Below are 25659 nucleotides of genomic sequence, written 5' to 3'. Positions count from 1 at the left end.
GCGCCTAAGCTATCAGGCTGCTTCCTTCTTCAGGGCCTTGACCGACTTGAGCACTTCGTCCACGTGGCCGGCCACCTTGATGCCGCGCCATTCTTCGCGCAGTACGCCGCTGGCGTCGATCAGGAAGGTGGAGCGCTCGATGCCCTTGACCTTCTTGCCGTACATGATCTTGTTCTTGACCACGCCAAACATGTGGCACAGCTTTTCTTCGGTGTCGGCGATCAGCTCGAAGGGCAGCTCAAGGTTCTGCTTGAACTTGTCGTGCGAAGCCATGTTGTCGCGCGACACGCCCAGCACCACGGCGCCGGCCTTCACGAAGTCCTTGTGGCGGTCGCGGAATTGCATCGCCTCGGTGGTGCAGCCGGGGGTGTTGTCCTTCGGGTAGAAGTACAAGACCACAATCTGGCCATGGAATGCATGAGGCGTGAACTTCACGCCGCCGGTGGCGAGAGCTTCAATTTCCGGGAGAGGTTTGTTGAGCGCTGGCGTCATGTGGCGTTGTGTAGACTGTAGTGCTGCCCGGATGGGCATAGCCAGCGATTATACGTGGAACGGCAACCCCACTCCTGAGGTCGCTTCAGGCGTCAATCATTCGCCCCGGGTGGCGAGTGCTCATTCGCTGTCTATCAACAGGGCCGCCAGCACCGTGCGGCCCTCGCTGGCCAGCACGTTGTAGGTGCGGCAAGCGGCGCCCAAATCCATGGTTTCCACACCGATCCGCGCCTCGATCAGGCTGCGGTAGAGCTGGGGCCGGGCAAAGCGGATCTTGCTGCCGCTGCCGAACACCACGAGCTCGGGCTTGAGCGCCAGGATCTGCTCGAAGTGGGCCTCGCTCAGGTCTTCGAAGCGGGGCAAGGCCCAGCTTTGCACCTCGCCGCGCCAGGGCACCAGCAGGCTCGTGCGATGCGGCTGGTTGTTGACCCAGACGCATTGGCCGTCGTGGCGCGAGATGGCATTGCCGCCTTGCTGTTCGTCGAGCTGGAATTTCATGGGGATCCGTGGAAGGCATGGGTCGCCGCGAAGCGAGCCTGCGTTGTTTGCGAAAGCGGCCCGGGCGGCCCTGGGGAAAGCCCTGCTACCCTGTGGTCAAATTCCAATTTTGCCCCGGAGTGCGCACCCCGTGATGAAGCCCGTCGCCAAGTCCAGCAAGCTGGCCAATGTCTGTTACGACATCCGTGGACCCGTGCTCGACAAGGCGCGAGCGATGGAGGAAGAGGGCCAGAAGATCATCAAGCTGAACATCGGCAACATCGCCGCCTTCGGCCTGATGCCGCCGGACGAGATCGTGCAAGACATGATCCGCAACCTGCCCGAGGCCGCCGGCTACACCGATTCCAAGGGCCTGTTCGCGCCGCGCAAGGCGGTGGTGCACTACTGCCAGGAAAAGAACATCCGCGGCGTCAGCATCGACGACGTCTACCTCGGCAACGGTGCTTCCGAGCTCATCGTGATGGCGCTGAACGCGCTGCTGGACAACGGCGACGAGGTGCTGCTGCCGGCGCCCGACTACCCGCTCTACACCGCCGCCGTGGCGCTCTCGGGCGGCAACCCGGTGCACTACATCTGCGACGAGAGCAGCGACTGGTTCCCGGACATCGAGGACATCAAGCGCAAGATCACGCCGGCCACCAAGGCCATCGTCGTCATCAACCCGAACAACCCGACCGGCGCGCTCTATCCCGAGAGCCTGTTGCTGCAGATCGTCGAACTGGCCCGTCAGCACCAGCTGATCATCATGGCCGACGAGATCTACGACAAGACGCTGTACGACGGCAATGTCCACACCAGCATCGCCTCACTGGCCGACGACGTGCTGTGCCTGACCTTCAACGGCCTCTCCAAGAACTACCGCAGCTGCGGCTACCGCGCCGGCTGGATGATCGTCTCCGGCGAGAAGAAGCACGCCAAGGACTACATCACCGGCCTCAACATGCTGGCCTCGATGCGCCTGTGTGCCAACACGCCGGGCCAGCTTGCCATCCAGACGGCGCTGGGCGGCTACCAGAGCATCAAGGACCTGGTGGCGCCCGGCGGCCGGCTGTGCCGCCAGCGCGACCTGGCGTATGACCTGCTGACCCAGATTCCCGGCGTCAGCGTGGTCAAGCCGAAAGCGGCGCTCTACATGTTCCCCCGCCTGGACCCCAAGATCTACCCGATCGAGGACGACCAGCAGTTCGCCTACGAACTGCTGGCCGAGGAAAAGGTGCTGATCGTCCAGGGGACGGGCTTCAACTGGACCGCCCCCGATCACTTCCGCCTGGTGTTCCTGCCCAACTCCGATGACCTCACGGAGGCTGTGGGCCGCATCGAGCGCTTCCTGTCGCATTACCGAAAACGTTCTGGCCGCTGAGCCCGATATCCAATTTCTCTTCTGAGACGAAACCGAGACCTCCCTATGCAAGCGATCAAAGTCGGCCTCCTGGGCATTGGCACCGTGGGCAGCGGCACCTTCAACGTGCTGCGCCGCAACCAAGCCGAGATTCGCGGCCGCGCCGGCCGGGGCATCGAGATTGCGATGGTGGCCGACCTCGACGTGGCCCGCGCCAAGAGCATCGTCGGCGATGCCTGCGAGGTGGTGAGCGACGCCCGCCAGGTGATCGCCAATCCCGAGATCGACATCGTCATCGAGCTGATCGGCGGCTACGGCGTGGCCAAGACCCTGGTGCTGGAGGCGATTGCCGCCGGCAAGCATGTGGTCACCGCCAACAAGGCCCTGCTGGCCGTGCACGGCACCGAGATTTTCGCGGCCGCTCATGCCAAGGGCGTGATCGTGGCCTTCGAGGCGGCGGTGGCCGGTGGCATCCCCATCATCAAGGCGCTGCGCGAGGGCCTCACGGCCAACCGCATCGAATGGATCGCCGGCATCATCAACGGCACAACCAACTTCATCCTGTCGGAAATGCGCGGCAAGGGCCTGGACTTCGCCACCGTGCTGAAGGAGGCGCAGCGCCTCGGCTATGCCGAGGCCGACCCGACCTTTGACATCGAGGGCGTGGACGCGGCGCACAAGGCCACCATCATGTCGGCCATTGCCTTCGGCATCCCGGTGCAGTTCGACAAGGCCCATGTCGAAGGCATCACGCAGCTGCAGGCCGCCGACATCAAGTACGCCGAGCAATTGGGCTACCGCATCAAGCTCTTGGGCCTGACGCGTCGTCGTGAGAACGGCATCGAGCTGCGCGTGCATCCCACGTTGATCCCGGCCAATCGCCTGATCGCCAACGTGGAAGGCGCGATGAATGCCGTCGTGGTGCAGGGCGATGCCGTGGGCACGACGCTGTACTACGGCAAGGGCGCGGGCTCCGAGCCCACGGCCTCGGCCGTGATCGCCGACCTGGTGGACATCACCCGCCTGCACACCGCCGATCCCGAGCACCGCGTGCCCCACCTGGCCTTCCGTCCGGATGCGATCAGCGACACGCCCATCCTGCCGATGGACCAGGTGCTGACCAGCTTCTACCTGCGCCTGCGCGTGGCCGACGAAGCCGGTGTGCTCTCGCGCATCACCACCATCCTCGCCGACAACGACATCTCCATCGATGCCGTGCTGCAGCGTGAATCGGCGGAAGGCGAGAAGCAGACCGACCTGATCATCCTGACGCATGAAACCGTCGAAGGCCGTATGAACAAGGCGCTGGCCCTGATGCAGGCACTGCCCACCGTGCTGGCACCCATCGTTCGCTTGCGCAAGGAAGAGCTGGCGTGAAGTACATCAGCACCCGGGGCGACCAGACCGAACGCCGCTTCTGCGAGATCCTGCTGGAAGGCCTGGCGCCGGACGGCGGCCTTTATCTGCCGGTCTCTTATCCGCAAATCAGCGATGCCACGCTGACAAAGTGGCGCAGCCTCTCGTATGCCGAGCTGGCCTTCGAGATCCTGTCGCTGTACATCGACGACATCCCGGCCACCGACCTGCGCGCGATCACCGAGCGCACCTACACCGAGGCTGTGTTCGGCACGACGGCGATCACGCCGCTCAAGCAACTCGAGCCCGGCCTTGCGCTGGAGGCCCTGTCCAACGGCCCGACGCTGGCCTTCAAGGACATGGCCATGCAACTGCTGGGCCAGCTGTTCGAGTACGAACTTGGCCGCCGTGGCGAGACCCTGAACATCCTCGGCGCCACCTCGGGCGATACCGGCAGTGCCGCCGAGTACGCGATGCGCGGCAAGGCCGGCGTCAATGTCTTCATGCTCTCGCCGCTGGGCCGCATGAGCCCCTTCCAGCAGGCGCAGATGTTCAGCCTGCAGGACGCCAATATCCACAACATCGCCATTGATGGCGTGTTCGACGACTGCCAGGACATCGTCAAGGCCGTGTCCAACGATCTGACGTTCAAGCGCGAGCACAAGATCGGCACGGTCAACTCGATCAACTGGGCGCGGCTGCTGGCGCAAGTCGTCTACTACTTCGCCGGCTACCTGCAGGCCACGAAATCGAACAGCGAGAAGGTCAGCTTCTGCGTGCCTTCGGGCAACTTCGGCAACGTCTGCGCCGGCCATGTGGCCCGGATGATGGGCCTGCCGATCGCCAGGCTCGTGGTGGCCACCAACGAGAACGACGTGCTGGACGAGTTCTTCCGCACCGGCAGCTACCGCCCGCGCGGCAGTGCCGAGACGCATGAAACGTCGAGCCCGTCGATGGACATTTCCAAGGCCAGCAACTTCGAGCGATTCGTCTACGACTTGCTGGGTCGTGATGGTGCGCGCGTCAAATCGCTGTTCAGTGCCGGTGGCTTTGCGCTCAATGTCGATGAACATGCGGCCATCGCCCGCTTCGGTTTCAGCTCTGGCCGCAGCACGCATGCGGATCGCCTGGCCACCATCAAGCTTTGCCATCAACGTTACGGTCAGCTGATCGACACTCACACGGCCGACGGCCTCAAGGTGGCGCTGGAGCAGCGCGAGCCTGGCGTGACCATGCTGGTGCTGGAGACGGCCTTGCCGGCCAAGTTCGCCGCCACCATCCGCGAGGCGCTGGACATCGAGCCGCCGCGCCCGGCCGGCCTCGAGAACATCGAGGCCCTGCCCAAGCGCGTGACCGAGATGAAGGCCGACGCCCTGGCGGTCAAGCAGTTCATCAGCGACCATGTCTGAAGCCTCCCGGCCGGCGCTGCAAAGCCTGGACGATGCGCTCGCCCGGCTCCTGAGCCAGGTGGTGCCGCTGGGCCAGGTCGAAAGCCTGCCCACGGCTGAAGCGCTGAATCGCGTGCTGGCCGCCGAGGTGCGTTCGCAAATCGATGTGCCGCCGGCCGACAACACGGCCATGGATGGCTATGCGCTCTGCGCGGCCGATGTTGCCGAGCCCGGTGTCGTGCTTCCGGTGGCGCAGCGGGTGCCAGCCGGCGTGATCGGCGCGCAGCACCAGGCCGGCACGGCCGCACGCATCTTCACTGGCGCCCAGATCCCGCTCGGTGCCGACGCCGTCGTGATGCAGGAGCAATGCGAGGCCTTGCCAGGTGAAGGCCTGGGCAGCGTACGCATCAATACCGCCGTGCAGAGCGGCCAATGGATACGCCGGCGCGGCGAAGACGTGGAGCAGGGCAGCGTGGTGCTGGCCGCCGGTCATCGCCTGGATGCTGCCGCGCTCGGTCTGGCGGCCTCGGTCGGCGCTGCGCATTTGAGCGTGGCGCGCCGCGTGCGCGTGGCGCTGTTTTCCACGGGCGATGAGCTGGTGATGCCTGGCGAGCCGCTGAAGCCCGGCGCGATCTACAACAGCAATCGCTTCACCCTGCGCGGCCTCCTGCAGGGCCTGGGCTGCGAAGTGATCGACCTCGGTATCGTGCCGGACAAGCTCGATGCGACGCGCGCCGCCCTGCGCGAAGCCGCCGCTCAATCGGACCTCATCATCACCTCGGGCGGCGTCTCTGTCGGCGAGGAGGACCATCTGCGCCCGGCCGTGCAGGCCGAAGGCTCGCTGGACCTCTGGCAGATCGCTATCAAGCCCGGCAAGCCGCTGGCTTTTGGCAAGGTGGCGGACCCATGGTTCATTGGCCTGCCTGGGAATCCAGTGTCGAGCTTCGTCACGTTCCTCTTGCTGGTGCGGCCGGTCATTCTGCGATTGCAAGGCGCCGCCAAGCTGGCTCCGCGCCGGCTGCAAGTGCGAGCAGATTTCAATTGGCCCAAGGCCGACAAGCGCCGCGAGTTCCTGCGTGCGCGCTTGAACGATGCGGGTGGGTTGGAGCTTTTCGCCAATCAGAGTTCGGGTGTCTTGAGCTCGGCCGTCTGGGGCGATGGCCTGGTCGACAACCCGCCGTCCACGACGATTGCTGCCGGTGATGCCGTCAGCTATCTGCCGTTCTCCGAGCTGCTGTCATGAGCGCCGCACAGGGCCGCCCCAAGCACGCTCGCTCCCGCTCGGCGGGACAGGCCGCAGGCCGATGGGTGCCCAAATGACGATCACCGTCCGCTATTTCGCCTCGCTGCGCGAAGCCTTGGGCAGTACGGAGCAGGTCGATGCTGCGGGCCTGAGCCTGGCGCAGCTGCGTGATCGTCTGATCGCCAGCAGCGAGGCCCACGCCACCGTGCTTGCCCGTGGCCGCGCTGTCCGTTGCGCCTTGAACAAGCAGATGTGCGACGAGTCCGTCGTGATACAGGACGGCGCCGAAGTCGCCTTCTTCCCGCCGGTCACAGGCGGCTGACGATGCAAGGGCTTCATCTCACCGCCGACCTGAGCGGCTGCAACCCGACACAGTCGCTGATGACCGACTGCGCGGCCTTGCGCGCGCTGTGCGTCGAGGCTGTGGCCGAGGCCGGCCTTGGCGCCGTGGCCGAACTGTTCCATCGCTTCGAGCCGGCGCCGGGCGAGAGCCAGAGCGGCATCACAGGCGTGGTACTGCTGGCCGAGTCGCACCTGGCCATCCATACCTGGCCCGAGCGCGGCGGCGTGACGCTGGACGTCTATGTCTGCAACCTCGGGCAGGACAACAGCACCAAGGCGGAACGGCTGATGACCAGCCTCTGCGCCGCGTTTGCGCCGGGCGCGACCAAGCGGCAAGCCCTGCAGCGGGGTTGAATGGGCGCCCACAAAAAGGAAAGCCCGCCGAGGCGGGCTTTGTCGTCGAGCCCCGGAGGGATCAGAACGCGTAGTTCGCGCCGACGTTGAATTGCTGGATCTTGGATTCCAGTTCGCCGATGCCGCCGACGTTGACCTTGTTCTTGCCCAGGTTCACGTACTCGGCACGCAGGCTCAGGTTGTTGTTGATCTTGTAGTCGGCGCCGAAGCCGAACAGGGCCTTGTTCTTGTGGCCGTCGAACGAGACCGTGCCAGCGGCGTTCGAAGCCTTGGTCGACAGGTCCAGCGAGTTGCGCGCGTAGCCCAGGCGACCGAACAGCGAGAACTCGTTGTTCAGCGGCAGGATGCCCAGGACGGAGACGCTCAGCGAGTTGGCCTTGAGGGTCGTGGTGTAGTTGACGCTGCCCACCGTTTCGGTCAGCGAGGCCTTGCCCAGACGACGGGCTTGCAGTTCGAATGCGACGTTCTCGTTCAGCGAGTAGCCCAGCGTGGCGCCGAAGCCGGTCTTGCGCTCCTTGTCGCCGTCGGCCTTGAACTGGGTGGAACCGACGTCGCCGCCGATGTACCAGGTCTTGTCAGCGGCCGAAGCGTGGGCTGCGATGAAGGCCAGGGCGGCCAGGGCAATGATCTTCTTCATGGTCGTGATCTCTTTCGGTTAACCCCTCCTCTCGGGGGCGGGCCCATGCTAGCAAGGGTTTTTCCCAAAGGGCTTGTACTGTTGCGGTTAACCCGCATTTCACAAATTGAGATCAATGACTTTTGGCAGTGTGGCCGACTTCATGCCCAAGGGTGAAGGCCTCTTCGAACACCGAGTAGGCGGCCAGATCGGCATGCGCAAAGTGCATGCGGCCATGCGGCATTCGCAGCGCTTGCAGCGCGGCTGAACCGCGCCGGCCCGGCACCGGGATGCTCATGGCATGGCCCCAGCGCGCGATGTCGATGCCTTGCAACTGTTCGGGCAGGTCGGGATGCAACTGTTCCATTTCGACTCGCACGCGGCCAGCCCAGGCCTGCCAAGGCTCTTGCAGCAGGGTCGGGCGCTGCGATTCCGGCAGCGCCCAGTAGCTGCTCAGCACGGTGGGGCCGCGCTGCGGCGAGAGGCCCTGGTGGCCTGCGTCCACATAGCCCAGCGCGAGGCGGCTGCCGTAGGCGACGTTGTCCCAGGCGGGTGGTGCGCCGGGGCGGTCCAGCAAGGGCCCAGCCAGCAGCAGGTTGGCCACCAGCCACGGGGCATGGCGCGCGCCTCGATTGGCTTCAACCAAGGCGGCCGGCGCCGCGTCGCCGAGCAGGCGCTGCGCAATGAAGAGCGGCGTGGCCAGCACCAGCTGCGAGGCTGACCAGCGTTCCGGTGCGTCGGCCGTTTCATTCCAGGCCAGCACCTCGACCTGGTGCTTGCCTGGCTCGACGCGCAGCACCGTGCGGCCCGGCTTCAACTGCTCACCCAGGCCTGCCGCCATGCGCGCGGTGATCCAGCCATTGCCCTCGGGCCAGGTCAGCACCGGCTCGCGCTCGGCCTCGGCATCGCCGGGCGCATGGAAGCCGTGTCGGCTGGCGAAGTAGTGCAGGCCAGCCCAGGCCGAGACCACGCTGCTGCCGGCACCGAAGTCATCCCGGCAGCAGTAGTCCAGGTACCAGCGCAGGCGGGTGTCGTTCAGCTGCTGAGCATCCAACCATTGATCGAAGGTCTGGGCATCAAGCGCCGCATGGCCCGCGCGCCAGCCTGCGCGGTGGGTCGGCATCGCGAAGCCGAGTTGGCGTTGAGCCCGGCCCACGGCCGCGCCAAAGCGGCGGTACTGCGCCAGGCCGTTCGCGCCGTCGGCGGGCGGCAGCAGTCCCTCGACCCAGTGGCCCTCGAAGAACAGCCGCTCCTGCGGGCTGTGGCAGAGATGGCGTTCGTCGTAGACGACGCGGCCCATCTGCTCGCGTGCCAGGCCCAGCTCCATCAGCAGCTGCTGCACCTCGGGTGCGGCGGGGCCGGGCAGCGGCAGGTAGTGCGCGCCCAGCGGGCAGGGCAGGCCCTGCATCGCATGGCCTCGTGCATTGCCGCCGGCCTGGTCTTCCAGCTCCAGCAGCGCGAAATCGACGCCGCGTTGTTGCAGCGCACGGGCGCAGGCGAGGCCCGCCACGCCGCCGCCGACGATCAAGACCCCGGTGCGCTTGAGCGGGGCGTCGCCCGGCCTCGGCAAGGGTTGGCGCAACCGGTGGCCGCGCGCCGGCGTGGCGCCGACCCAGCCGCCTTGCAGCTGCTGCGGTTCACGCCCGCAGGCCGCGAGGGCCAGGGCACCAGCGCCGCCCAGCAGACCGCGCCGGGAGATCAATGGACCTTGCCCCATTCGGCTTCGAACTCGTGGACCAGTTGCTGGTTGGACAGGCGGTTGGGCTCCAGCCCTGATGGGCGCGCCATGTCGGGCGGGAAGTCCAGCAGGGCCGGCAGGCTCTGCACGCTGAGGAACTTCAGGCCCTCGGGCAGCGCGCGTGGCGGCGCGAACGGCCGGCGCGATGCCAGGATGAAGCCCCATTCGCCGAAGCTCGGCACATGGGCGTGATACGGCGTTGCGGTGAGGCCCACGGCTTCTACGGTGGCTGCCACGGTCCAGAAGCTGCGCCGTGCGATTAGCGGCGAGGTCGTCTGTATCACCGCATAGCCCGAGGCGCTGAGGTGCTGGTCGATCAGCTGGTAGAAGCTGGTGGTGTAGAGCTTGCCCAGCGAGAAATTGGACGGGTCGGGGAAGTCGATCACGATCACGTCGAAGCGCTCGTCGGCCGGCAATTGGCCGAGCCAGCCGAAGGCATCAAGGTTGACGATCTTCAGCTTGGGGCTCAAAAGCGCATCGCGGTTCAGCTCGCGCAGCAGCGGCAAGGTGGAGAAGAGGCGCGTCATGTGCGGGTCCAGCTCCACCAGCGTGATGCTCTCGACGCTCGGGTATTTGAGGATCTCGCGCACCGCCATGCCGTCGCCACCGCCCAGCACCAGCACCTTCTTCGGGGCGCCATGCCCAGCCATGGCCGGATGGACGAGGGCCTCGTGATAGCGGTACTCGTCGCGCGAATGGAATTGCAGGTTGCCGTTCAGAAACAGGCGCACGCCGTTGCGGCCGCTGGTGACGACCACGCGCTGGTAGTCGCTCGACTCGCGCACCAGCATCTGCTCGCCATAGAAGCGCTCCTCGGCCCAGCTGCTCAGCTGCTCGGCACCCAGCATCGCCGCCGTGAGGGCCAGCAGCGTGAGGCTACAGGCCGCAGCGTGCGCACCCCAGCGCCGCAGCTGCGGCCTGAACAGGAACAAGGCCCACACGGCCACCAGCGCATTGAGCAGGCCGAAGGCGATGCCGGTGCGTATCAGCCCCAGCTGCGGCACCAGCAAGAGCGGGAAGGCCAGCGCCACCAGCAGGGCGCCGAGGTAGTCGAAGGTCAGCACCTGCGAGACCAGGTCCTTCAGCGCATAGCGATGGCTGAACTGGTGCTTCAGGATGCGCATCACCAGCGGAATCTCCAGGCCCACCAGCGCACCGACCAGCAGCACGAGGGCGTAGAGCAGCCAGCGAAACTCGGCGAGATGGCTGGGCGGCAAAAGGCTGTGCGCCGCAAACAGCGCCGCCGGCATCAGCCCGCCTATCAGGCCGACCAGCAGCTCGATGCGCAGGAACTGCGCCACCAGCTGCCGCTCGACGAAGCGCGACAGCCAGGAGCCGAGGCCCATGGCGAACAGATAGGTGCCGATGATGGTGGAGAACTGCAGCACCGAATCGCCGAGCAAATAGCTGGCGAGCGCGCCGGCGGCGAGTTCGTAGACCAGGCCGCAGGCCGCGACCACGAAGACGCTGGCGAGCAGCAGCAGTTCGGGCAGGGAGACGCGCTGGGTCGGCGCCTCTGCGGGCGCTTCAGTGGATGGCGGCTGCAACGATCAGTCCAATCGAGATGCACATGGCGGCCACGACGATGGCCAGGGCCAGGTTCTTGTGCTCGACGATTTCTTCCCAGAGCTTGTAGGGTGTCAGCTTGTCGATGATGACGAAGCTGATCCAGAACACCAGCACGCCGATCACGGCGTAGAGGATGGATCCCAGCACGACGCCGGGCTTGAGGAATTCGAAACCGCTCATCTCAGTGCTCCTTGTAGAGAGACATATTTTTGTTCATGCATTCGTTCGTCTGGGTCCGTCGCGGCGGCTACTTGTGGCCGCCACCGCTGCTGCCCGAGCCACCCCAGGAGCCACCGGTGTAGCCCGGGCGCACACCGCTGCCGCTGCTGCTGCGCCGACATTGCTGGTACTCGGCACTTGCTTCGCCATAGGCGTTCTTGTAGCTCTGACAATCGTCGCTGGCGCAGGCGCGCAGCAGCGGGATTAGGACGAGTATCAGCACCGCCACGATGACGATGGTGCGCAGCACGCCACCACCGCTGCTCAGCGCGCCGGCGTCGCGGGCCAGGGCCGCACCGCGCTCGGGCGCGAGGCGGAAGCCTGTGGCTACCTCGCTGGCATCGAGCTTGCGGCCGAGGGACCAGGTGACCTCATTGCTGCTTCGCTCACTGCTCAGCAATTCCTGGGGGCTCTCGTAGTCGCCGACCTGGACCCGGTCCTCGCGCTGCACGCGCCAGTAGAACTCGCCCAGCACATAGGTGGTCTTGGCGGCGTACTGCCAGCGCTGCTTGAAGCGCCGGCCCTGCCATTCCACATCGCTGCCGCCAGCCGGCTTCGGTACACCGGTCAGCGGCCGCACAAGGCTCCAGCCTTCCTCGGTGTCCACGAGGAAGGCAAAGCCCTCCATGCGGTTGTAGAGCAGGTACTCGCGCCAGAAGGTCTGTTCGTCGTCATCGCCGGGCGCGGGCAGGTCGCAGCGCTCCTGGTAGCCCACCACCTGCCAGTACAGCGGCTTGCCATTGGGCTGCAGGGCCAGCGTGCCGGTGCGGCCCAGCGGAATCTGCGGCTCCATGCCATTGGCCTGGGCGTAGTGCTCCAGGTCGGCGCCGGCACCGCCGGAGATGTCGACCACCGCATGGCACTGGCCGCAGACCATGGACTTGGTCATGCCGAGCTTGGGCTCCAGCGCCGCGCCGCAGCTCGGGCAGGCCATGGCGCGCGAGGCGAGCGTGGCCTCGCTGTCTTCGCGCAGACCGCTCATGGCGAGATCGGCCAGGCGCACCGCGCGGCCGACCGACCATTGCGGCGGCTCGCTCAAGTAGTCCAGCGTGCCGACTTCATCCTGGCTGTTGCGCAGGTCGGCCAGCAGGAATTCGCCCGCCTTGGGCAGCGGCGGCCGGGGCAGCTCGCCTTCGGCCGCGCCCAGCGTGACCAGGGTCAGTGAGGCCACGCGCCAACCCTGGCCGGCCAGCACTTGCTGCGCGCCGACGACCAGGGTGTGCGAGGCCGGCGCCGGCTCGCTCAAGGGCGCGTCGAAAGCGAAGACGTAGGCGCCGTTGTCCTCAGACAGCCAGCCGCTCTTGCCACTGTCGAAGAGCGCATGCCATTCGTTCCAGACGCCGCCCTCGTAACGCAGCTGCAGCCGGCCGACGAGGGTGAAATCGGCGCCGGCATGGCGGCCGCGCGCCTGCAACTGCAGCGGGCTGTGGTCCGCGAACAGCTCGGCGCTCTGGCCGATCTTGCGTAGCGCCTCGCCCTCGCGCAGCAGCGTGCTGCGGCAGAAGCTGCAGATCGCGCTGGCCGAGGCGCTGGAGGCGAACTCGACCGGCGCGCCGCAGTTGGGGCAGGGCGCCGACCAGCGGCGCTGCGGGGTGGTGCTATCCACCAAGGTTTAGCCTAGCTTTTTGAGCAGGTCCGCCTTCTTGGCCGAGAACTCCTCCTCGGTCAGGATGCCCTTGGCCTTCAGGTCGCCGAGCTTCTCGAGCAGGCCCATGATGTCGTCCGCGCTCTGCGCCGCCGGGGCCGCTGGCGCGGCAGCCGCATGGGCAGCCGGGGCCAGCCCGGCTTGCAGCTGCTGCGCCATCACCTGGCCCAGGGCCACGCCGGCACCGAGGCCCATGGCATCGCCGGCGATGCCGCCGCCGGCGGCTGCGCCCTTGGCCATCTCGGGCAGGGACTGGGCGGTCTGGTACTGCATGAACTGGCCCATGTTCTGGCCGATCATGCCCATGCCGATCTTCTGGTCGAGGATCTTCTGCAGCTCTTCGGGCAGCGAGACGTTCTGCAGCGTCACGCCTTCCAGCTTCAGGCCAATGGCCTCGAAGGAGGGCGCCGTGGCCTCTTGCAGCGCTTTGGCGAACTCGACCTGGTTGGCCGCCAGGTCCAGGAAGGGGATGCCGCTTTGCGCCACCGCATCGCTGATGTGCTGCAGCATCAGGCCGCGCAACTGGCCATCGAGCTCGGCCGCCGTGTACTGCTCGCGGGTGCCCGAGATCTGCTGGTGGAACAGCTTGGGATCGACGATCTTGTAGGCGTAGTTGCCGAAGGCGCGCAGGCGCACGGCGCCAAAGTCCTTGTCGCGGATCGTCACTGGCTGCTGGGTGCCCCAGCGCTGGTCGATTTGCTGGCGGGTGCTGAAGAAGTAGACGTCGCTCTTGAACGGAGATTCAAAGAGCTTGTCCCAGTTCTTCAGGTAGGTCAGGACCGGCAGGGTCTGCGTCGTCAGCTTGTACATGCCGGGGCCGAACACGTCGGCGACCTTGCCTTCGTTGACGAACACCGCCATCTGCGACTCGCGCACGGTCAGCGAGCCGCCGTACTGGATTTCCATGTCCGCGATGGGGAAGCGCCAGGCCAACGTGCCGTCGCTCTCCTCGGTCCACTGGATGATGTCTATGAACTGTTTCTTGATGAAGCTCATCAGGCCCATGGTGTGTTCCCCTCTCAAGGCAATGCGGCCGTCTGCCGCGGGGCGCAGTATCCAACAGCCGTGTGATCGCCGAAACGAAATTGGATGGCCGGACCGCTGGCGCGCATGAATGGACCATGGTGACACATGAGGCCGCAAAATAGAGCCCCATGAAGCCCCAGCGCAGCGTCAGCATCCAGACCGAGGATTTCGACCTCACGGCCGAGACGGCCGCCCTGCGCGATGCCGACGGCGGCATTGGCGCGGTCGTTGCCTTCGTCGGCACGGTGCGCGATGCCGCCGACGGCCGGCCGGTCCAGCTGATGGAGCTGGAGCATTACCCGGGCATGACCGAGGCGGCCATCGTCTCGATGATCGACGAGGCCTTCCAGCGCTTCGACATCCGCGCCGCCCGGGTCATCCACCGCGTCGGGCCGCTGGCGGCGCGGGAGCAGATCGTGCTGGTGCTGGTGGCCTCGCGCCACCGCGGCCAGGCCTTCGAGGCCTGCGAGTTCCTGATGGACTACCTGAAGACCCAGGCACCGTTCTGGAAGAAGGAGCATGGCCCGGATGGCGCGCAGTGGGTGGACGCCCGCGAGGCGGACGACCAGGCCCTGGCCCGCTGGGGCATCACGTCGGGGAATGCGCAATGAGTGCGCTGCACGCCGTCGCTGTCGCCGCGGGAGCGGCTGTTGGGGCGCTCGCCCGCTGGCGTGCCGGCCTGCTGTGGAATGCCAGCTGGCAGGGCTTTCCGCTGGGCACGCTGGCGGTCAACCTGGTCGGCGGCCTCTTGATCGGCATGGCCCTGGAATGGTTTGGCCGCCAGCCGGACGAACTGCTCAAGCTGTTGCTGGTGACCGGCTTCCTCGGCGGCCTGACCACCTTCTCGGCCTTCTCCGGTGAATCGCTCTCGCTCCTGCAGCGCGGGCATTTCGGCCTGGCCTTGGGGCATGCGGCCGCCCATGTGCTGGGCTCGCTGGCGGCGGCAGCCCTGGGCATGCAGCTGATCCGCTTGATGCTGGACAAGGTCTGAAGTCCGGCGGCCCCTTGAAATGGGCATCCTGAGTCCCACTTGCTCGCGAACCGGAGGATTTTTCCCATGCGAGTCGACAAACTCACCACCCGTTTCCAGGAAGCGCTGAACGAGGCCTCGAGCCTGGCCGTCACGCGCGACAACCCCTACATCGAGCCTGTGCATCTGCTCGCTGCCATGCTGCAGCAGGAGGACGGACCGCGTGCACTGCTGGAGCGTGCCGGCGTCCAGGTGCCCCCGCTGAAGACCGCGCTCGACAGCCTGCTCGCCGGCCTGCCGCAAGTGCAGGGAGAGGGCCAGCAGGTCGGCGCCAGCCGTGACCTGGTGAGCCTGCTGCAGGCCGCAGAGAAGGAAGCCTCCAAGCGTGGCGACCACTACATCGCCAGCGAGATGTTTTTGCTCGCCCTGGCCGACGCCAAGACAGATCTGGCTGGTGTCGTGCGCGGCCACGGCCTGACCCGCAAGGCGCTGGAAACTGCGGTCGAGGCGGTGCGCGGCGGCCAGAAGGTCGACAACCAGGAAGCCGAGGGCCAGCGCGAGGCGCTGAAGAAATACACGCTGGACCTGACCGAGCGCGCCCGCCTGGGCAAGCTCGACCCGGTCATCGGCCGCGACGACGAGATCCGCCGTGCCATCCAGGTCTTGCAACGCCGCACCAAGAACAACCCGGTGCTGATCGGCGAGCCCGGCGTGGGCAAGACCGCCATCGTTGAGGGCCTGGCCCAGCGCATCGTCAACGGCGAGGTGCCCGAGACCCTGAAGAACAAGCGCGTGCTGGTGCTGGACATGGCGGGCTTGCTCGCCGGCGCCAAGTTCCGCGGCGAATTCGAGGAGCGGCTGAAGGCCGTGCTGAAGGAAGTGGCCCTGGACGAAGGCCGCATCATTCTCTTCATCGACGAGATCCACACGATGGTGGGTGCCGGCAAGGCTGAAGGCGCCATCGATGCCGGCAATATGCTGAAGCCCGCCCTGGCGCGCGGCGAGCTGCACTGCATAGGCGCGACCACGCTGGACGAGTACCGCAAGTACGTCGAGAAAGACGCGGCGCTGGAGCGCCGCTTTCAGAAGGTGCTCGTTGATGAGCCCAGCGTGGAGGCGACGATCGCTATCCTGCGCGGCCTGCAGGAGCGCTATGAGGTGCACCACGGCGTCGAGATTACCGACCCGGCCATCGTGGCCGCCGCCGAGCTGAGCCACCGCTACATCACCGACCGCTTCCTGCCCGACAAGGCCATCGACTTGATCGACGAGGCCGCGGCCAAGGTCAAGATCGAACTCGACTCCAAGCCCGAGGTCATGGACAAGCTGGACCGCCGCATGATCCAGCTGAAGATCGAGCGTGAAGCCGTGCGCCGCGAGAAGGACGAGGCTTCGCAGAAGCGCCTCGCCCTGATCGAGGAAGAGCTGCTGAAGCTGGGTCGCGAGTACGCCGAGCTGGAGGAAATCTGGACCAGCGAGAAGGCGCAGGCCCAGGGCTCGGCCCATGTCAAGGAAGAGATCGACCGCATCAAACAGCAGATCGAGGAGTTGAAGCGCAAGGGCGACTTCAACAAGGTCGCCGAGCTGCAATACGGTCGCCTGCCCGAGCTGGAGGCGAGCCTGAAGGACGCGCAGGCCAAGGAGGCCGGCAAGAGCGGCAGCGGCACGCCCAACAAGCTGCTGCGCACCCTGGTCGGCTCGGAAGAAATCGCCGAGGTCGTGGCGCGCGCCACCGGCATCCCGGTCTCCAAGCTCCTGCAAGGCGAGCGCGACAAGCTCTTGAAGATGGAGGCCAGGCTGCACGAGCGCGTGGTGGGCCAGGACGAGGCAATCACGGCCGTGGCCGATGCCATCCGCCGCTCACGCGCCGGCCTGTCGGACCCGAACCGGCCGCTGGGCAGCTTCCTCTTCCTCGGCCCCACCGGCGTCGGCAAGACCGAGCTGTGCAAGGCCCTGGCCGGCTTCCTGTTCGACAGCGAAGACCACATGATCCGCATCGACATGAGCGAGTTCATGGAGAAGCATTCGGTGTCGCGCCTGATCGGCGCGCCTCCGGGCTACGTGGGCTACGACGAAGGCGGGTATCTCACCGAGGCCGTGCGCCGCAAGCCTTACAGCGTGCTGCTGCTCGATGAAGTCGAGAAGGCGCATCCGGACGTGTTCAACGTGCTCTTGCAAGTGCTGGACGATGGCCGCCTGACCGATGGCCAGGGCCGCACGGTGGACTTCAAGAACTGCGTGATCGTGATGACCAGCAACCTCGGTTCGCAGCACATCATGCAGCTGGCCGGTGAGCCGAGCGAGGTGATTCGCGACGCGGTGTGGGAGGAGGTGAAGGCGCATTTCCGGCCCGAGTTCCTGAACCGCATCGACGAGACCGTGGTCTTCCATGCGCTGGACAACAAGAACATCGCGGCGATTGCCAAGATCCAGCTGCGAGCCCTGGAAGAGCGCCTGGCCAAGCTCGAGATGAGCCTGGATGTGGGCGAGGATGCGCTGGCCGAACTGGCCAAGGTGGGCTTCGACCCGGCCTTCGGCGCGCGGCCCCTGAAGCGCGCGATCCAGCAGCGCATCGAGAACCCGCTCTCGAAGCTGATCCTGCAGGGCCGCTTCGGGCCCAAGGATGTGATCCCGGTGCACATCGAGGGCGGCGAGTTCTCCTTCGAGCGCGTGGTGCACTGAGCCGTGGCGGTCCGCTCAAGACCCTGAGCGGACCGCAGCTCAAGGCCTCCTTAGAATCGGTCCACCTTCCGCATGACGCCCCGATGAAAGGGGCGTGACCGAATGACCGCCACTGCCGTCGCGCCAGCCGCCTCTCCCGTCGTCATCATTGGTGCCGGCCTCGCAGGCCTGACCGTTGCGCTCCATCTTGCTGACAAGCTCCCCGTCGTCGTGCTCGCCAAGCGCGAACTGACCGAAAGCGCCACGGCCTGGGCCCAGGGCGGCATCGTCGGTGTGCTCGGCAGCGACGACAGCATCGACAGCCATGTGCGCGACACCCAGGACGCCGGCGCTGGCCTCGTGGACGAAGCCACGGCGCGCTTCATCGCCGAGCGCAGCGCGCAGGCGGTGGCATGGCTGGTCAAGCAGGGCGTGCCCTTCACGCCCGACGACGACGGCCCGCTCGGACTGCACCTCACCCGCGAAGGCGGCCATGCGGTGCGCCGCATCGCCCATGCGGCCGATGCCACCGGCAAGGCCATCCACGACCAGTTGCTGGCGGCCGCCAAGGCCCACCCGAACATCAGCCTGCGCGAGCGCTGGATGGCGCTGGACCTGATCACCTCGCGCCACCTGCAGCGCGACGAGCAGCCGCGCTGCTATGGCGTCTATGCGCTGGACATCGACACCCGCAAGGTCGAGACCCTGGCCGCGAGCGCCGTGGTGCTGGCCACCGGCGGCGCCGGCAAGGTCTACCGCTACACGACCAACCCGGACACGAGCACGGGCGACGGCATTGCCATGGCCTGGCGGGCCGGCTGCCGGGTGGCGAACATGGAGTTCATCCAGTTCCACCCGACCTGCCTTTATCACCCGCAGGAGCGCAGCTTCCTGATCACCGAAGCACTGCGAGGCGAGGGCGCCTACCTGAAGCTGCCGGACGGTACGCGCTTCATGGCGGCGCATGACGAGCGACTGGAGCTGGCCCCGCGCGACATCGTGGCCCGCGCCATCGACTTCGAGATGAAGAAGCACGGCGTCGACCATGTGTGGCTCGATGCCACGCACCTGGGCGAGGCTTTCCTGAAGGAACACTTCCCGACCATCCACGCGCGCTGCCTGAAGCTCGGCATCGACATTGCGCAGCAGCCCATTCCGGTGGTGCCGGCCGTGCACTTCACCTGCGGTGGCGTGGTGACCGACCTGCGCGGCCGCTGCGACCTGCCGGGGCTTTATGCGGTGGGTGAGACCAGCTACACCGGCCTGCATGGCGCCAACCGCCTGGCCAGCAATTCACTGCTGGAATGCGTGGTGCTGGGCCAGACCTGCGCCGACGACATCGTGGCCGAGGCGCGGCCTGGCACCGCGACGCCGCCGGCCTGGGACGAAAGCCAGGTCGAGGACGCCGACGAGCAGGTGGTGATCGCCCACAACTGGGACGAGCTGCGGCTCCTGATGTGGAACTACGTGGGCATCGTGCGCACCACCAAGCGGCTGGAGCGGGCCTTGCATCGCATTGCGCTCCTGCGCAGCGAGATCGACGACTACTACGCCAATTTCCGCGTCACGCGCGACCTGCTGGAGCTGCGCAACCTGGTGGACTGCGCGGAGCTGATCGTGCGCTCGGCCCTGCTCCGGCATGAGAGCCGCGGGCTGCATTACAGCCGCGACTACCCGGATACGCTGCCGGCGAGTTTCCCGACGGTCTTGATCGCCGAACGCCGGCGGCGTTGAACCGTCAGCTCGCCGCGTGCAAGGCCCGACGGGCCTGCACGAAGTTGAACGCGTAGCGCACCGACTCATTGATGGCCGAGTCGATCTCGAGCCGCTCGGGCTCGGTCAGGTAGAACGAGAAGTCCACCTCGTGGCGGATGTAGCGCGGCGGCAGGCGGTTCAGCGCTACGCAGGCCACGTCCACGAGCAGGTCGTTGGTGTCGATCTGTGGGAACTGCGGCGAGAGCTTCAGCACGGTGGCGAACACCTCGCGTTCGTGGTGGTTGTAGAGCGAGCTGAAGTCGGAGGTTTGCATGGTGGTGCTACTCAAGTCTGGCGATATGCGGACTTTATAGCCTGAGCGGCCCGCGCCAAGCGCTAGCGCTGACCCTAGTCAAAGGAAACCGAGGAAGCGTGCCCTCAGGCGTTCTCAGGCGGCGCCGATGCCGCTCTTCATGCCGGCGGCCTTGAGCTTGTGGGCCGCGACGAAGTCCAGCATGCGCTCGATGCAGCCGGCGGCCTGGCCACGGATGGGCTCCTCCACCTCAATCACGCCGCTGCCCGACTCCAGACAGTCGATGATGCCCTGCAGGGCGTTCATCGCCATCCAGGGGCAGTGGGCGCAGCTCTTGCAGCTGGCGGCATTGCCAGCGGTGGGTGCCTCGATCAGGGTCTTGCCCGGCGCCAGCTGGCGCATGCGGTGCAGGATGCCGTTGTCGGTGGCGACGATGTACTCCTGGGCCTTGCCCTCGACCACGGCCTTGATCAGGGCCGAGGTGGAGCCGACCACATGGGCTTTCTCGACCACGCTCTTGGGCGACTCGGGGTGGACGAGGATCATGGCGTCCGGGTGCTGCTCGCGCAGCAGGTCCAGCTCCAGGCCCTTGAATTCGTCGTGAACGATGCAGGCGCCGTTCCACATCAGCATGTCGGCGCCGGTCTGCTCCTGGATGTAGCGGCCGAGGTGGCGGTCCGGGGCCCAGAGGATCTTCTGGCCCTTGGCATGCAGATCGGCCACGATGTCGAGGGCGCAGGAGCTGGTGACCATCCAGTCGGCGCGGGCCTTCACCGCAGCACTGGTGTTGGCGTAGACCACGACCTGGCGGTCCGGGTGGGCATCGCAGAAGCGCGCAAATTCATCAGCCGGGCAGCCGAGGTCCAGCGAGCAGGTGGCGTCCAGGTCGGGCATCAGCACGCGTTTCTCGGGGCTCAGGATCTTGGCCGATTCACCCATGAAGCGAACGCCGGCGACGACCAGGGTCTGGGCCTCATGGTCGCGGCCAAAGCGGGCCATTTCCAGAGAATCGGAGACGATGCCGCCGGTCTCCAGCGCCAGGTCCTGCAGGTCACCATCAACGTAGTAGTGCGCCACCAGCACCGCGTTGTGCTGCTTCAGGAGGGCGGCCGCGCGGGCCTTCTGGGCCTGGCGTTGCTCGGGGCTGAGCGGGGCGGGCACCTTGGCCCAGGCATGGGCCGTGCAGCTCTCGCCAGCGGCGTCTTGGCGGGTGTAGTCGAAGAGAACCTGATCCATGGCCGGCATCCTAGCGCAGGGCCCTAAACTGCCGCTCATGAGATGGAATTGGCGACGGGGGCTGGGAGGCAGCCTCTTATTCTTTTTGTTGACGGGCGCTCAGGCGGATGAATTGCGATTTGCCCTCGGACAAACCTGGGCCATGCCGTTTGCGGACGTGCAGCAGGGGCAGGTGAAGGGGGGCATTCTGTTCGAGCTGATGAGCCGCATCGCGGTGCGAGCCGGTGCGCAGGCGCGCTTCGTCATCCTGCCGTCGCGCCGGGTCGACCGGGCGCTGGAGGAGGGCACGGTCGACCTGCATTGCCCGATCAGCCCGGCCTGGTACACCAATCCCCCACCGGCCGAGCGCTGGACGGTGCCGCTGCTGCGCATCGACGACGTGCTGCTGGCTCCGCCCGGGCAGGACAGCCGGCCGCCGGCCTTCGAGAGCCTGCGCCAGGTCGGTGTGGGCGTGGTGCTGGGCTATCGCTACCCGACGCTGGAGGCCTGGTTCGAGGGCGGTCAGCTCAGGCGCGAGGTGGCGCCCACGCAGGAGAAGGTGCTGGAGAAGCTGGCGCTTGGCCGCACGCCCTATGGCGTGACCAACCGCTTCGTGGCCGAGTGGTTCAACCGGCAGCGGCCCGCCAAGGAACGCATGCTCATCGTCAAGACCGTGGACTCGGCCCAGACCCACTGCCTGCTGGCACCCAAGACAGGCATTGCCGCCGCGCGCATCAACAAGGCCGTGCGCGAGGTGGTGGAGAGCGGCGAGCTGGCGGCCATCCTGGCCCGCTACCACTGAGGTCCTTCAGTCGACGGCGGCCGCCAGTTCGGCCGTGTGGTGGCGCTGCTGCTCCTCCATCACGAGCTGGCCCAGCTCTCGCTTCAAGGCATTGAAATCAGCCGAGGCCGGGTCGCGCAGGCGCGGCAGGTCCACGATGAGGTCGCGCTTGACCGTGCCGGGGCGGTAGGTCATCACGACGATGCGGTCCGCCAGGTAGATCGCCTCCTCGATGCTGTGGGTCACGAAGATCACCGTCTTGCCGAGCTCGGCCCAGATGCGCAGCAGCTCGTCCTGCAGGTTGCGGCGGGTGAGCGCATCCAGCGCGCCGAAGGGCTCGTCCATCAGGAGGATGGGCGAATCCAGCGCCAGGATGCGGGCGATGGCCACGCGCTGGCGCATGCCGCCCGACAGGTCTTTCGGGAAGCGGTGGCGGAAGTCGAAGAGCCCCAGCTTGCGCAGGAGCGCCTCGACCCGCGTGGCGATCTCGCCTGCCGCCATGCCCTTGATCTCGAGACCGAAGGCGATGTTCTTCTCGACCGTCATCCAGGGGAACAGCGCGTACTCCTGGAACACCATGCCGCGATCCGGTCCGGGTGCGGTGACCGGCCGGCCCTCGGTCGTGATCTCGCCCGAGCTGGGCAGCGAGAACCCGGCGATGGCGTTCAAGAGCGTGGACTTGCCGCAGCCGGAGGGGCCCAGCAGGCAGACGAACTGGCCGCGCGGGATTTCGAGGTTGATGTCCTTCAGGGCGATCACTTCCTTGTCATCGGTCTGGAAGATCTTGTGCACCGACTGGATGCTGATATGGCTATCGCTCATGCTCGTCTTAATGTTCGAGGCCACGGTGCCAGCGCAGCAGGTGGTTGTTCAGCTTGCTCACGGCGCCGTCGATGGCCAGGCCCAGCAGGCCGATGGTGATCATGCCGGCGATGATCTTGTCGGACCAGAAATACTCGCGGGCCTCCAGGATGCGGAACCCCAGGCCGTTGTTCACCGCAATCATCTCGGACACGATCACCACGATGAAGGCCGTGCCGATGCCGATGCGCACGCCCGAGAGGATGTAGGGCACGGCAGCCGGCAGCATCACGCGCAGGAACATCGTGCGCTGGCTGGCGCCGAGGTTGCGGGCCGCGCGGATGTAGATGCCGTCGACCTGACGCACGCCGGCGATGGTATTGATCAGCACGGGGAAGAAGGCCCCGATGGCGATCAGAAAGATGGCCGGCGGATTGCCGAGGCCGAACCACAGGATGGACAGCGGGATGTAGGCAATCGGCGGAATCGGCCGCAGCACCTGCGTGAGCGGATTGAGCCAGGCGTAGACCGTCTGGCTCGCACCCATCGCGAGGCCCAGCGGCAGCGCGAGGCCGGCACCGATCAGGAAGCCGACCGCCACGCGGTACAAGCTGCCCAGCGAGTCCTTGATCAGCTCGCCCGAGACGGCCCAGGCCAGCCAGTTGCCGTCTGCATAGGGCGTTTGGGGTAGCAGGTAGGCGACCCAGCGCGTCAGCACCGCCCAGGGCGAAGGCAGCACATGCGAGTTGACCAGCTCCATCGAGGCGGCGGCCTGCCAGATCGCTATCAGCACCACCGGCACGACGAAGCCGGCGCCGAGCTCGCGCCAGCGCGGTTTGCGTTTTGAAGTTGCCATGAGATGCGCGCTTACTTGACGTTCAGCGCCTTCTTGGCCGCGTCGAGCAGGTCGGTCTTGACCCAGTCGGTCGCCACCGGCGCGGCCGTCATCTTGCCCACGCCCTGCTTGAACATGATGTCGGCCGTGGTCTGGATGTGGGCCGGCGTGATGTCGTAGGAATAGGGCGCGTTGCCGATGGCGTCCTTGAAGTCGTCGCTGGTGATCTGGCCCTTGAAGACCGTCTGGGTCACGTACTTCTCGGCGAGCGCCTTGTCGTCGATGAAGGTCTTGGTGGCCTCGACGAAGCAGCGCATGAACTTCTCGGCCAGCGGGCGGCGCTCCTTGTAGAACTTCTCGGTCATCACGAGGGTGCGCACCGGCGAGCCTATGGGTGTGTCGTAGGGCTTCAGGACCTCGACGCCGAAGCCCTTGTTGAGCGCCTGCGAGGACTGCGGCTCGGTCTGCATGATGGCGTCCAGGTTCTTGCCCAGCAGCGCCTGGTTCAGGTCGGGATAGCCGAGGTAGATGATGTGCACGTCCTTGCCGGGCGAGTCCGCCGAGCTGAGGCCGTGCTGGGCCAGCTCGGCAGCGAGCAGCAGCTCCTGGATGCTGCCGCGGGTCACGCCGACCTTCTTGCCCTTCAGGTCCTTGACCGACTTGATGCCAGCGTCGGGCCGCGCCACCAGGCGTGCGCCGCCGGTGGCAAAGCCCGCCACCACGTAGATGGGCACGCCCTTGGAGCGGCCGGCCACGGCGGCTTCGGAGGCGGTGGCACCCACATCCAGTTCGCCGGCAATGATGGCCTGCATGACGTCAGGGCCCTTGGCGAAGATGTTCTCCTCGACCTTGATGCCGCACTTGGGCGCGATCTCCTTGATGTAGGAGACGGCGGCGAAATGCGCGAGCTTGAGGTTGCCGAGGCGTATCACGTCGTCGGCCGCCTGGACGCTGCCGAAGGCGAGCAGGGCGAGGGCGAGGGTGGTGAGGCGTTTCATCGTGGTTCTCCGTCGTGGTTTTCGGGCGTGATCTGCAGCGCCACCAGGAAGCGCGCGACCATGTTGTAGGTGGCGATGGCGCTGGTCAGCTCGACCAGGGCGGTGTTGTCATCGAGTCGCTGGCGCAGTTCCTCGAAGACGGCGTCGTCGACGCGCACGTCGAGCGTCATCTGTTGCGCGTATTGCACGACCAGGGCATCCAGGGCCGTGAAAGCCGGGTCGCTGCAGCGTTCGCGCGAGCCGCTTGCCACATGGGCCTGCAGCGCATCGAGTGTGGCTTGCAGGCCGCCCGCGGTCAGGTAGTCGGGCGCGTGGTGGTGGTACTCGTAGGCCGCGCCGGTGAGCAGGGCCACGGTGCAGATTGCCAGCTCGCGCAGCTCACGGCTGAAGCCGAGCTCGCTGCGCACGGCCTTGAGGTGCGCGTTCCAGCCGCGCGCCAGGGGCTCGCTCCACAGCAGGGCCAGGTCCAGGTTGATCAGCGAGCCGCCACGCCGCGCGCGGATGGCGTCCACCAGCGCCTGCGGCTGGGGCTTGAGTTCGGGGGACCAATCGGGAATGCGCACGTCGAACGACTCCTGGCCTGATGGCCCGGCGATGTTAGGGGCGGGGGCTGCCGCTTGCCGATGTGGAAACTACGCACATCGCCACGGCCTGGCCCGCTCAGGCCCGCTCAGGCCGCCGAGAAGAACCGGCTCGGTGGCATGCCCACGGTGCGCCTCACCATGGCCGAGAAGGCGCTGGCATTGGCATAGCCCAGCTCGGCGGCGATGTGGCTCATGGGCCGGCGCCGTGCGGCCAGGGTCAGCGCATGGGCCAGCAGCACTTGCGAGCGCCACTGGTTGAAGCTGGTGCCCAGCTGATCGCGGAACAAGCGCGTCACCGTGCGCGGGCTGGCACCCACCTCGGCCGCCCAGGCTTCCAGGCTTTGCTGGCGCTCGGGGGCGTCCAGCATGGCCTGGCAGAGCTTGCGCAGGCGGGTGTCGCTGGGCAGCGGAATGCCGAGGCTCAGCGCCTTCGCACGCTTCAGTTCGTCGAGTATCAACTCGGTCAGCAGGGCTTCCCGGCGTGGCTCGATCTGCGCATCCAGATCGGTGGCCAGTTGCAGCACCAGTTCGCGCAAGAGCGGCGCCACTTCAAGCACCCGGCATTCGGACCAGGCGGGCTCTTGCAGCAAGCCCGGCAGCAGGTACAAGGTGCGCAGATCGGCCTGCTCGATGGCGGTGACCGCATGGGTGATGCCGGCCGGAATCCAGACCGCTCGCGAGGGCGGCACGATGAAGGTGCTCGCCTCGGTGCCCACCCGCACCGCACCGCTGGTCGAGAACACCAGCTGGCACCAGTCGTGGTGATGCGGATGGATGTCCATCTGGTGCTCCATGCGTCGCGCCTTGCCGCGCACCGGGCGCTCGGCCGTGGGCTCGTACAGCGAGGGGTCGACCGGAGGAAAGGAGCGCCGGGATGGCCGGGCGCCGGGCTTTGAAATGGGCTTGGAGGAGTTCTTGGAGGGGGGCATGGCCGGAATTCGACAATGTTTGTCGAACTATCGCATGCCGGCCGCGACCCCT

General features: G+C 66.6%; 26 protein-coding genes. 11 read left to right on the top strand and 15 right to left on the bottom strand.

All coding sequences use genetic code 11. The features are described 5' to 3' along the window. Positions 1 to 12 precede the first annotated feature (12 nt). Both J7U46_RS03675 and J7U46_RS03670 read right to left on the bottom strand, forming a co-directional pair. Positions 13 to 492, bottom strand: a complete 480-nt coding sequence (locus J7U46_RS03675; RefSeq protein WP_282823477.1) for a peroxiredoxin — start codon at positions 490 to 492, stop codon at positions 13 to 15. Between the two features lie 120 nt (positions 493 to 612). Then, complete coding sequence (locus J7U46_RS03670; RefSeq protein WP_282823476.1) at positions 613 to 990, bottom strand: Mth938-like domain-containing protein; 378 nt, start codon at positions 988 to 990, stop codon at positions 613 to 615. A gap of 133 nt (positions 991 to 1123) precedes the next feature. Between J7U46_RS03670 and J7U46_RS03665 the strand changes: the two genes are divergently transcribed. From J7U46_RS03665 to speD, 6 genes are all read left to right on the top strand, one after another. Then, positions 1124 to 2350 carry a pyridoxal phosphate-dependent aminotransferase gene (locus tag J7U46_RS03665; RefSeq protein WP_282824954.1) on the top strand — a complete coding sequence of 409 codons (1227 nt, stop codon included), beginning with the start codon at positions 1124 to 1126 and terminating at the stop codon, positions 2348 to 2350. A 45-nt stretch (positions 2351 to 2395) separates the two neighbouring features. Further along, the gene (locus J7U46_RS03660) at positions 2396 to 3706 is read left to right on the top strand and encodes a homoserine dehydrogenase (protein WP_282823475.1); all 1311 of its coding nucleotides are present in this window, start codon (positions 2396 to 2398) and stop codon (positions 3704 to 3706) included. Further along, complete coding sequence (thrC, locus tag J7U46_RS03655; protein ID WP_282823474.1) at positions 3703 to 5094, top strand: threonine synthase; 1392 nt, start codon at positions 3703 to 3705, stop codon at positions 5092 to 5094. Before J7U46_RS03660 ends, thrC begins: the two co-directional genes overlap by 4 nt. After that, the gene (gene glp, locus J7U46_RS03650) at positions 5087 to 6316 is read left to right on the top strand and encodes a gephyrin-like molybdotransferase Glp (RefSeq protein WP_282823473.1); all 1230 of its coding nucleotides are present in this window, start codon (positions 5087 to 5089) and stop codon (positions 6314 to 6316) included. Before thrC ends, glp begins: the two co-directional genes overlap by 8 nt. 73 nt (positions 6317 to 6389) lie before the next feature. Beyond that, entirely contained in the window at positions 6390 to 6638 is a 249-nt protein-coding gene (locus J7U46_RS03645; RefSeq protein WP_282823472.1) for a MoaD/ThiS family protein, read from the top strand. Positions 6639 to 6640: 2 nt separating this feature from the next. Continuing rightward, positions 6641 to 7012, top strand: a complete 372-nt coding sequence (gene speD, locus J7U46_RS03640) for an adenosylmethionine decarboxylase (RefSeq protein WP_282823471.1) — start codon at positions 6641 to 6643, stop codon at positions 7010 to 7012. 61 nt (positions 7013 to 7073) lie between these two features. Here speD and J7U46_RS03635 read toward each other — a convergent pair whose 3' ends face one another. From J7U46_RS03635 to J7U46_RS03610, 6 genes are all read right to left on the bottom strand, one after another. Next, positions 7074 to 7649: an outer membrane beta-barrel protein gene (locus tag J7U46_RS03635; protein WP_282823470.1), complete on the bottom strand. Its 576-nt coding sequence runs from the start codon at positions 7647 to 7649 to the stop codon at positions 7074 to 7076. A gap of 112 nt (positions 7650 to 7761) precedes the next feature. After that, entirely contained in the window at positions 7762 to 9345 is a 1584-nt protein-coding gene (locus J7U46_RS03630) for an FAD-dependent oxidoreductase (protein WP_282823469.1), read from the bottom strand. Then, positions 9327 to 10913 (bottom strand): polyamine aminopropyltransferase, encoded by a 1587-nt coding sequence (locus J7U46_RS03625; protein ID WP_282823468.1) that lies wholly within the window; start codon positions 10911 to 10913, stop codon positions 9327 to 9329. Before J7U46_RS03625 ends, J7U46_RS03630 begins: the two co-directional genes overlap by 19 nt. Then, positions 10894 to 11115: a DUF350 domain-containing protein gene (locus J7U46_RS03620; protein WP_282823467.1), complete on the bottom strand. Its 222-nt coding sequence runs from the start codon at positions 11113 to 11115 to the stop codon at positions 10894 to 10896. Before J7U46_RS03620 ends, J7U46_RS03625 begins: the two co-directional genes overlap by 20 nt. A gap of 67 nt (positions 11116 to 11182) precedes the next feature. Further along, the gene (locus J7U46_RS03615; protein WP_282823466.1) at positions 11183 to 12760 is read right to left on the bottom strand and encodes a DUF4178 domain-containing protein; all 1578 of its coding nucleotides are present in this window, start codon (positions 12758 to 12760) and stop codon (positions 11183 to 11185) included. Positions 12761 to 12766: 6 nt separating this feature from the next. Continuing rightward, a complete protein-coding gene (locus tag J7U46_RS03610; protein WP_282823465.1) occupies positions 12767 to 13804 on the bottom strand; it encodes an SPFH domain-containing protein in 1038 nt (345 codons plus the stop codon). Between the two features lie 149 nt (positions 13805 to 13953). Between J7U46_RS03610 and J7U46_RS03605 the strand changes: the two genes are divergently transcribed. The 4 genes from J7U46_RS03605 to nadB all read left to right on the top strand — a co-directional run bounded on the left by J7U46_RS03605 (position 13954) and on the right by nadB (position 19190). Then, positions 13954 to 14436: a molybdenum cofactor biosynthesis protein MoaE gene (locus tag J7U46_RS03605; protein ID WP_282823464.1), complete on the top strand. Its 483-nt coding sequence runs from the start codon at positions 13954 to 13956 to the stop codon at positions 14434 to 14436. Beyond that, positions 14433 to 14816, top strand: coding sequence for a fluoride efflux transporter CrcB (gene crcB / locus J7U46_RS03600; RefSeq protein WP_282823463.1), 384 nt, complete (start codon positions 14433 to 14435; stop codon positions 14814 to 14816). The genes J7U46_RS03605 and crcB overlap by 4 nt, the downstream gene beginning before the upstream one ends. A gap of 66 nt (positions 14817 to 14882) precedes the next feature. Further along, positions 14883 to 17477, top strand: coding sequence for an ATP-dependent chaperone ClpB (clpB, locus tag J7U46_RS03595; protein ID WP_282823462.1), 2595 nt, complete (start codon positions 14883 to 14885; stop codon positions 17475 to 17477). 102 nt (positions 17478 to 17579) lie between these two features. Next, a complete protein-coding gene (nadB, locus tag J7U46_RS03590; RefSeq protein ID WP_282823461.1) occupies positions 17580 to 19190 on the top strand; it encodes an L-aspartate oxidase in 1611 nt (536 codons plus the stop codon). Between the two features lie 4 nt (positions 19191 to 19194). Here the strand turns inward: nadB and J7U46_RS03585 are convergent, their stop codons facing one another. Continuing rightward, positions 19195 to 19485 carry a late competence development ComFB family protein gene (locus J7U46_RS03585; protein ID WP_282823460.1) on the bottom strand — a complete coding sequence of 97 codons (291 nt, stop codon included), beginning with the start codon at positions 19483 to 19485 and terminating at the stop codon, positions 19195 to 19197. A gap of 114 nt (positions 19486 to 19599) precedes the next feature. After that, a complete protein-coding gene (nadA, locus tag J7U46_RS03580; protein WP_282823459.1) occupies positions 19600 to 20700 on the bottom strand; it encodes a quinolinate synthase NadA in 1101 nt (366 codons plus the stop codon). A 142-nt stretch (positions 20701 to 20842) separates the two neighbouring features. On the opposite strand from nadA, the gene J7U46_RS03575 reads away from it, so the two are divergent. After that, on the top strand, positions 20843 to 21481 hold the full coding sequence (locus J7U46_RS03575) for a transporter substrate-binding domain-containing protein (RefSeq protein ID WP_282823458.1): 639 nt from the start codon (positions 20843 to 20845) through the stop codon (positions 21479 to 21481). Positions 21482 to 21487: 6 nt separating this feature from the next. Here the strand turns inward: J7U46_RS03575 and J7U46_RS03570 are convergent, their stop codons facing one another. From J7U46_RS03570 to J7U46_RS03550, 5 genes are all read right to left on the bottom strand, one after another. Beyond that, positions 21488 to 22282, bottom strand: coding sequence for an ABC transporter ATP-binding protein (locus J7U46_RS03570; protein WP_282823457.1), 795 nt, complete (start codon positions 22280 to 22282; stop codon positions 21488 to 21490). A 7-nt stretch (positions 22283 to 22289) separates the two neighbouring features. After that, positions 22290 to 23117, bottom strand: coding sequence for an ABC transporter permease (locus J7U46_RS03565; protein ID WP_282823456.1), 828 nt, complete (start codon positions 23115 to 23117; stop codon positions 22290 to 22292). Between the two features lie 11 nt (positions 23118 to 23128). Then, positions 23129 to 24094: an ABC transporter substrate-binding protein gene (locus J7U46_RS03560; protein ID WP_282823455.1), complete on the bottom strand. Its 966-nt coding sequence runs from the start codon at positions 24092 to 24094 to the stop codon at positions 23129 to 23131. Beyond that, positions 24091 to 24657 (bottom strand): carboxymuconolactone decarboxylase family protein, encoded by a 567-nt coding sequence (locus J7U46_RS03555; protein ID WP_282823454.1) that lies wholly within the window; start codon positions 24655 to 24657, stop codon positions 24091 to 24093. The genes J7U46_RS03560 and J7U46_RS03555 overlap by 4 nt, the downstream gene beginning before the upstream one ends. 107 nt (positions 24658 to 24764) lie before the next feature. Next, positions 24765 to 25607, bottom strand: a complete 843-nt coding sequence (locus J7U46_RS03550; protein ID WP_282823453.1) for a helix-turn-helix transcriptional regulator — start codon at positions 25605 to 25607, stop codon at positions 24765 to 24767. Positions 25608 to 25659: the final 52 nt, after the last annotated feature.

Source organism: Pelomonas sp. V22, assembly GCF_030014915.1.
GTDB lineage: Bacteria > Pseudomonadota > Gammaproteobacteria > Burkholderiales > Burkholderiaceae_C > JAUASW01.
Note: the sequence above shows the minus strand (reverse complement) of the source record. Positions and strands in the feature narration are given on the sequence as shown.

Excerpts from the sequence above, each read along its gene's own strand:
- J7U46_RS03630 (WP_282823469.1), bottom strand. The coding sequence starts at position 9,345 with ATGGGGCAAGGTCCATTGATCTCCCGGCGCGGTCTGCTGGGCGGCGCT.
- J7U46_RS03675 (WP_282823477.1), bottom strand. The coding sequence starts at position 492 with ATGACGCCAGCGCTCAACAAACCTCTCCCGGAAATTGAAGCTCTCGCC.
- J7U46_RS03670 (WP_282823476.1), bottom strand. The coding sequence starts at position 990 with ATGAAATTCCAGCTCGACGAACAGCAAGGCGGCAATGCCATCTCGCGC.
- J7U46_RS03620 (WP_282823467.1), bottom strand. The coding sequence starts at position 11,115 with ATGAGCGGTTTCGAATTCCTCAAGCCCGGCGTCGTGCTGGGATCCATC.
- J7U46_RS03605 (WP_282823464.1), top strand. The coding sequence starts at position 13,954 with ATGAAGCCCCAGCGCAGCGTCAGCATCCAGACCGAGGATTTCGACCTC.
- nadA (WP_282823459.1), bottom strand. The coding sequence starts at position 20,700 with ATGGATCAGGTTCTCTTCGACTACACCCGCCAAGACGCCGCTGGCGAG.
- J7U46_RS03645 (WP_282823472.1), top strand. The coding sequence starts at position 6,390 with ATGACGATCACCGTCCGCTATTTCGCCTCGCTGCGCGAAGCCTTGGGC.
- J7U46_RS03585 (WP_282823460.1), bottom strand. The coding sequence starts at position 19,485 with ATGCAAACCTCCGACTTCAGCTCGCTCTACAACCACCACGAACGCGAG.
- nadB (WP_282823461.1), top strand. The coding sequence starts at position 17,580 with ATGACCGCCACTGCCGTCGCGCCAGCCGCCTCTCCCGTCGTCATCATT.
- J7U46_RS03550 (WP_282823453.1), bottom strand. The coding sequence starts at position 25,607 with ATGCCCCCCTCCAAGAACTCCTCCAAGCCCATTTCAAAGCCCGGCGCC.
- glp (WP_282823473.1), top strand. The coding sequence starts at position 5,087 with ATGTCTGAAGCCTCCCGGCCGGCGCTGCAAAGCCTGGACGATGCGCTC.
- J7U46_RS03565 (WP_282823456.1), bottom strand. The coding sequence starts at position 23,117 with ATGGCAACTTCAAAACGCAAACCGCGCTGGCGCGAGCTCGGCGCCGGC.
- speD (WP_282823471.1), top strand. The coding sequence starts at position 6,641 with ATGCAAGGGCTTCATCTCACCGCCGACCTGAGCGGCTGCAACCCGACA.
- J7U46_RS03635 (WP_282823470.1), bottom strand. The coding sequence starts at position 7,649 with ATGAAGAAGATCATTGCCCTGGCCGCCCTGGCCTTCATCGCAGCCCAC.
- J7U46_RS03610 (WP_282823465.1), bottom strand. The coding sequence starts at position 13,804 with ATGGGCCTGATGAGCTTCATCAAGAAACAGTTCATAGACATCATCCAG.
- J7U46_RS03570 (WP_282823457.1), bottom strand. The coding sequence starts at position 22,282 with ATGAGCGATAGCCATATCAGCATCCAGTCGGTGCACAAGATCTTCCAG.
- J7U46_RS03575 (WP_282823458.1), top strand. The coding sequence starts at position 20,843 with ATGCCGTTTGCGGACGTGCAGCAGGGGCAGGTGAAGGGGGGCATTCTG.
- J7U46_RS03660 (WP_282823475.1), top strand. The coding sequence starts at position 2,396 with ATGCAAGCGATCAAAGTCGGCCTCCTGGGCATTGGCACCGTGGGCAGC.
- J7U46_RS03560 (WP_282823455.1), bottom strand. The coding sequence starts at position 24,094 with ATGAAACGCCTCACCACCCTCGCCCTCGCCCTGCTCGCCTTCGGCAGC.
- crcB (WP_282823463.1), top strand. The coding sequence starts at position 14,433 with ATGAGTGCGCTGCACGCCGTCGCTGTCGCCGCGGGAGCGGCTGTTGGG.
- clpB (WP_282823462.1), top strand. The coding sequence starts at position 14,883 with ATGCGAGTCGACAAACTCACCACCCGTTTCCAGGAAGCGCTGAACGAG.
- J7U46_RS03665 (WP_282824954.1), top strand. The coding sequence starts at position 1,124 with ATGAAGCCCGTCGCCAAGTCCAGCAAGCTGGCCAATGTCTGTTACGAC.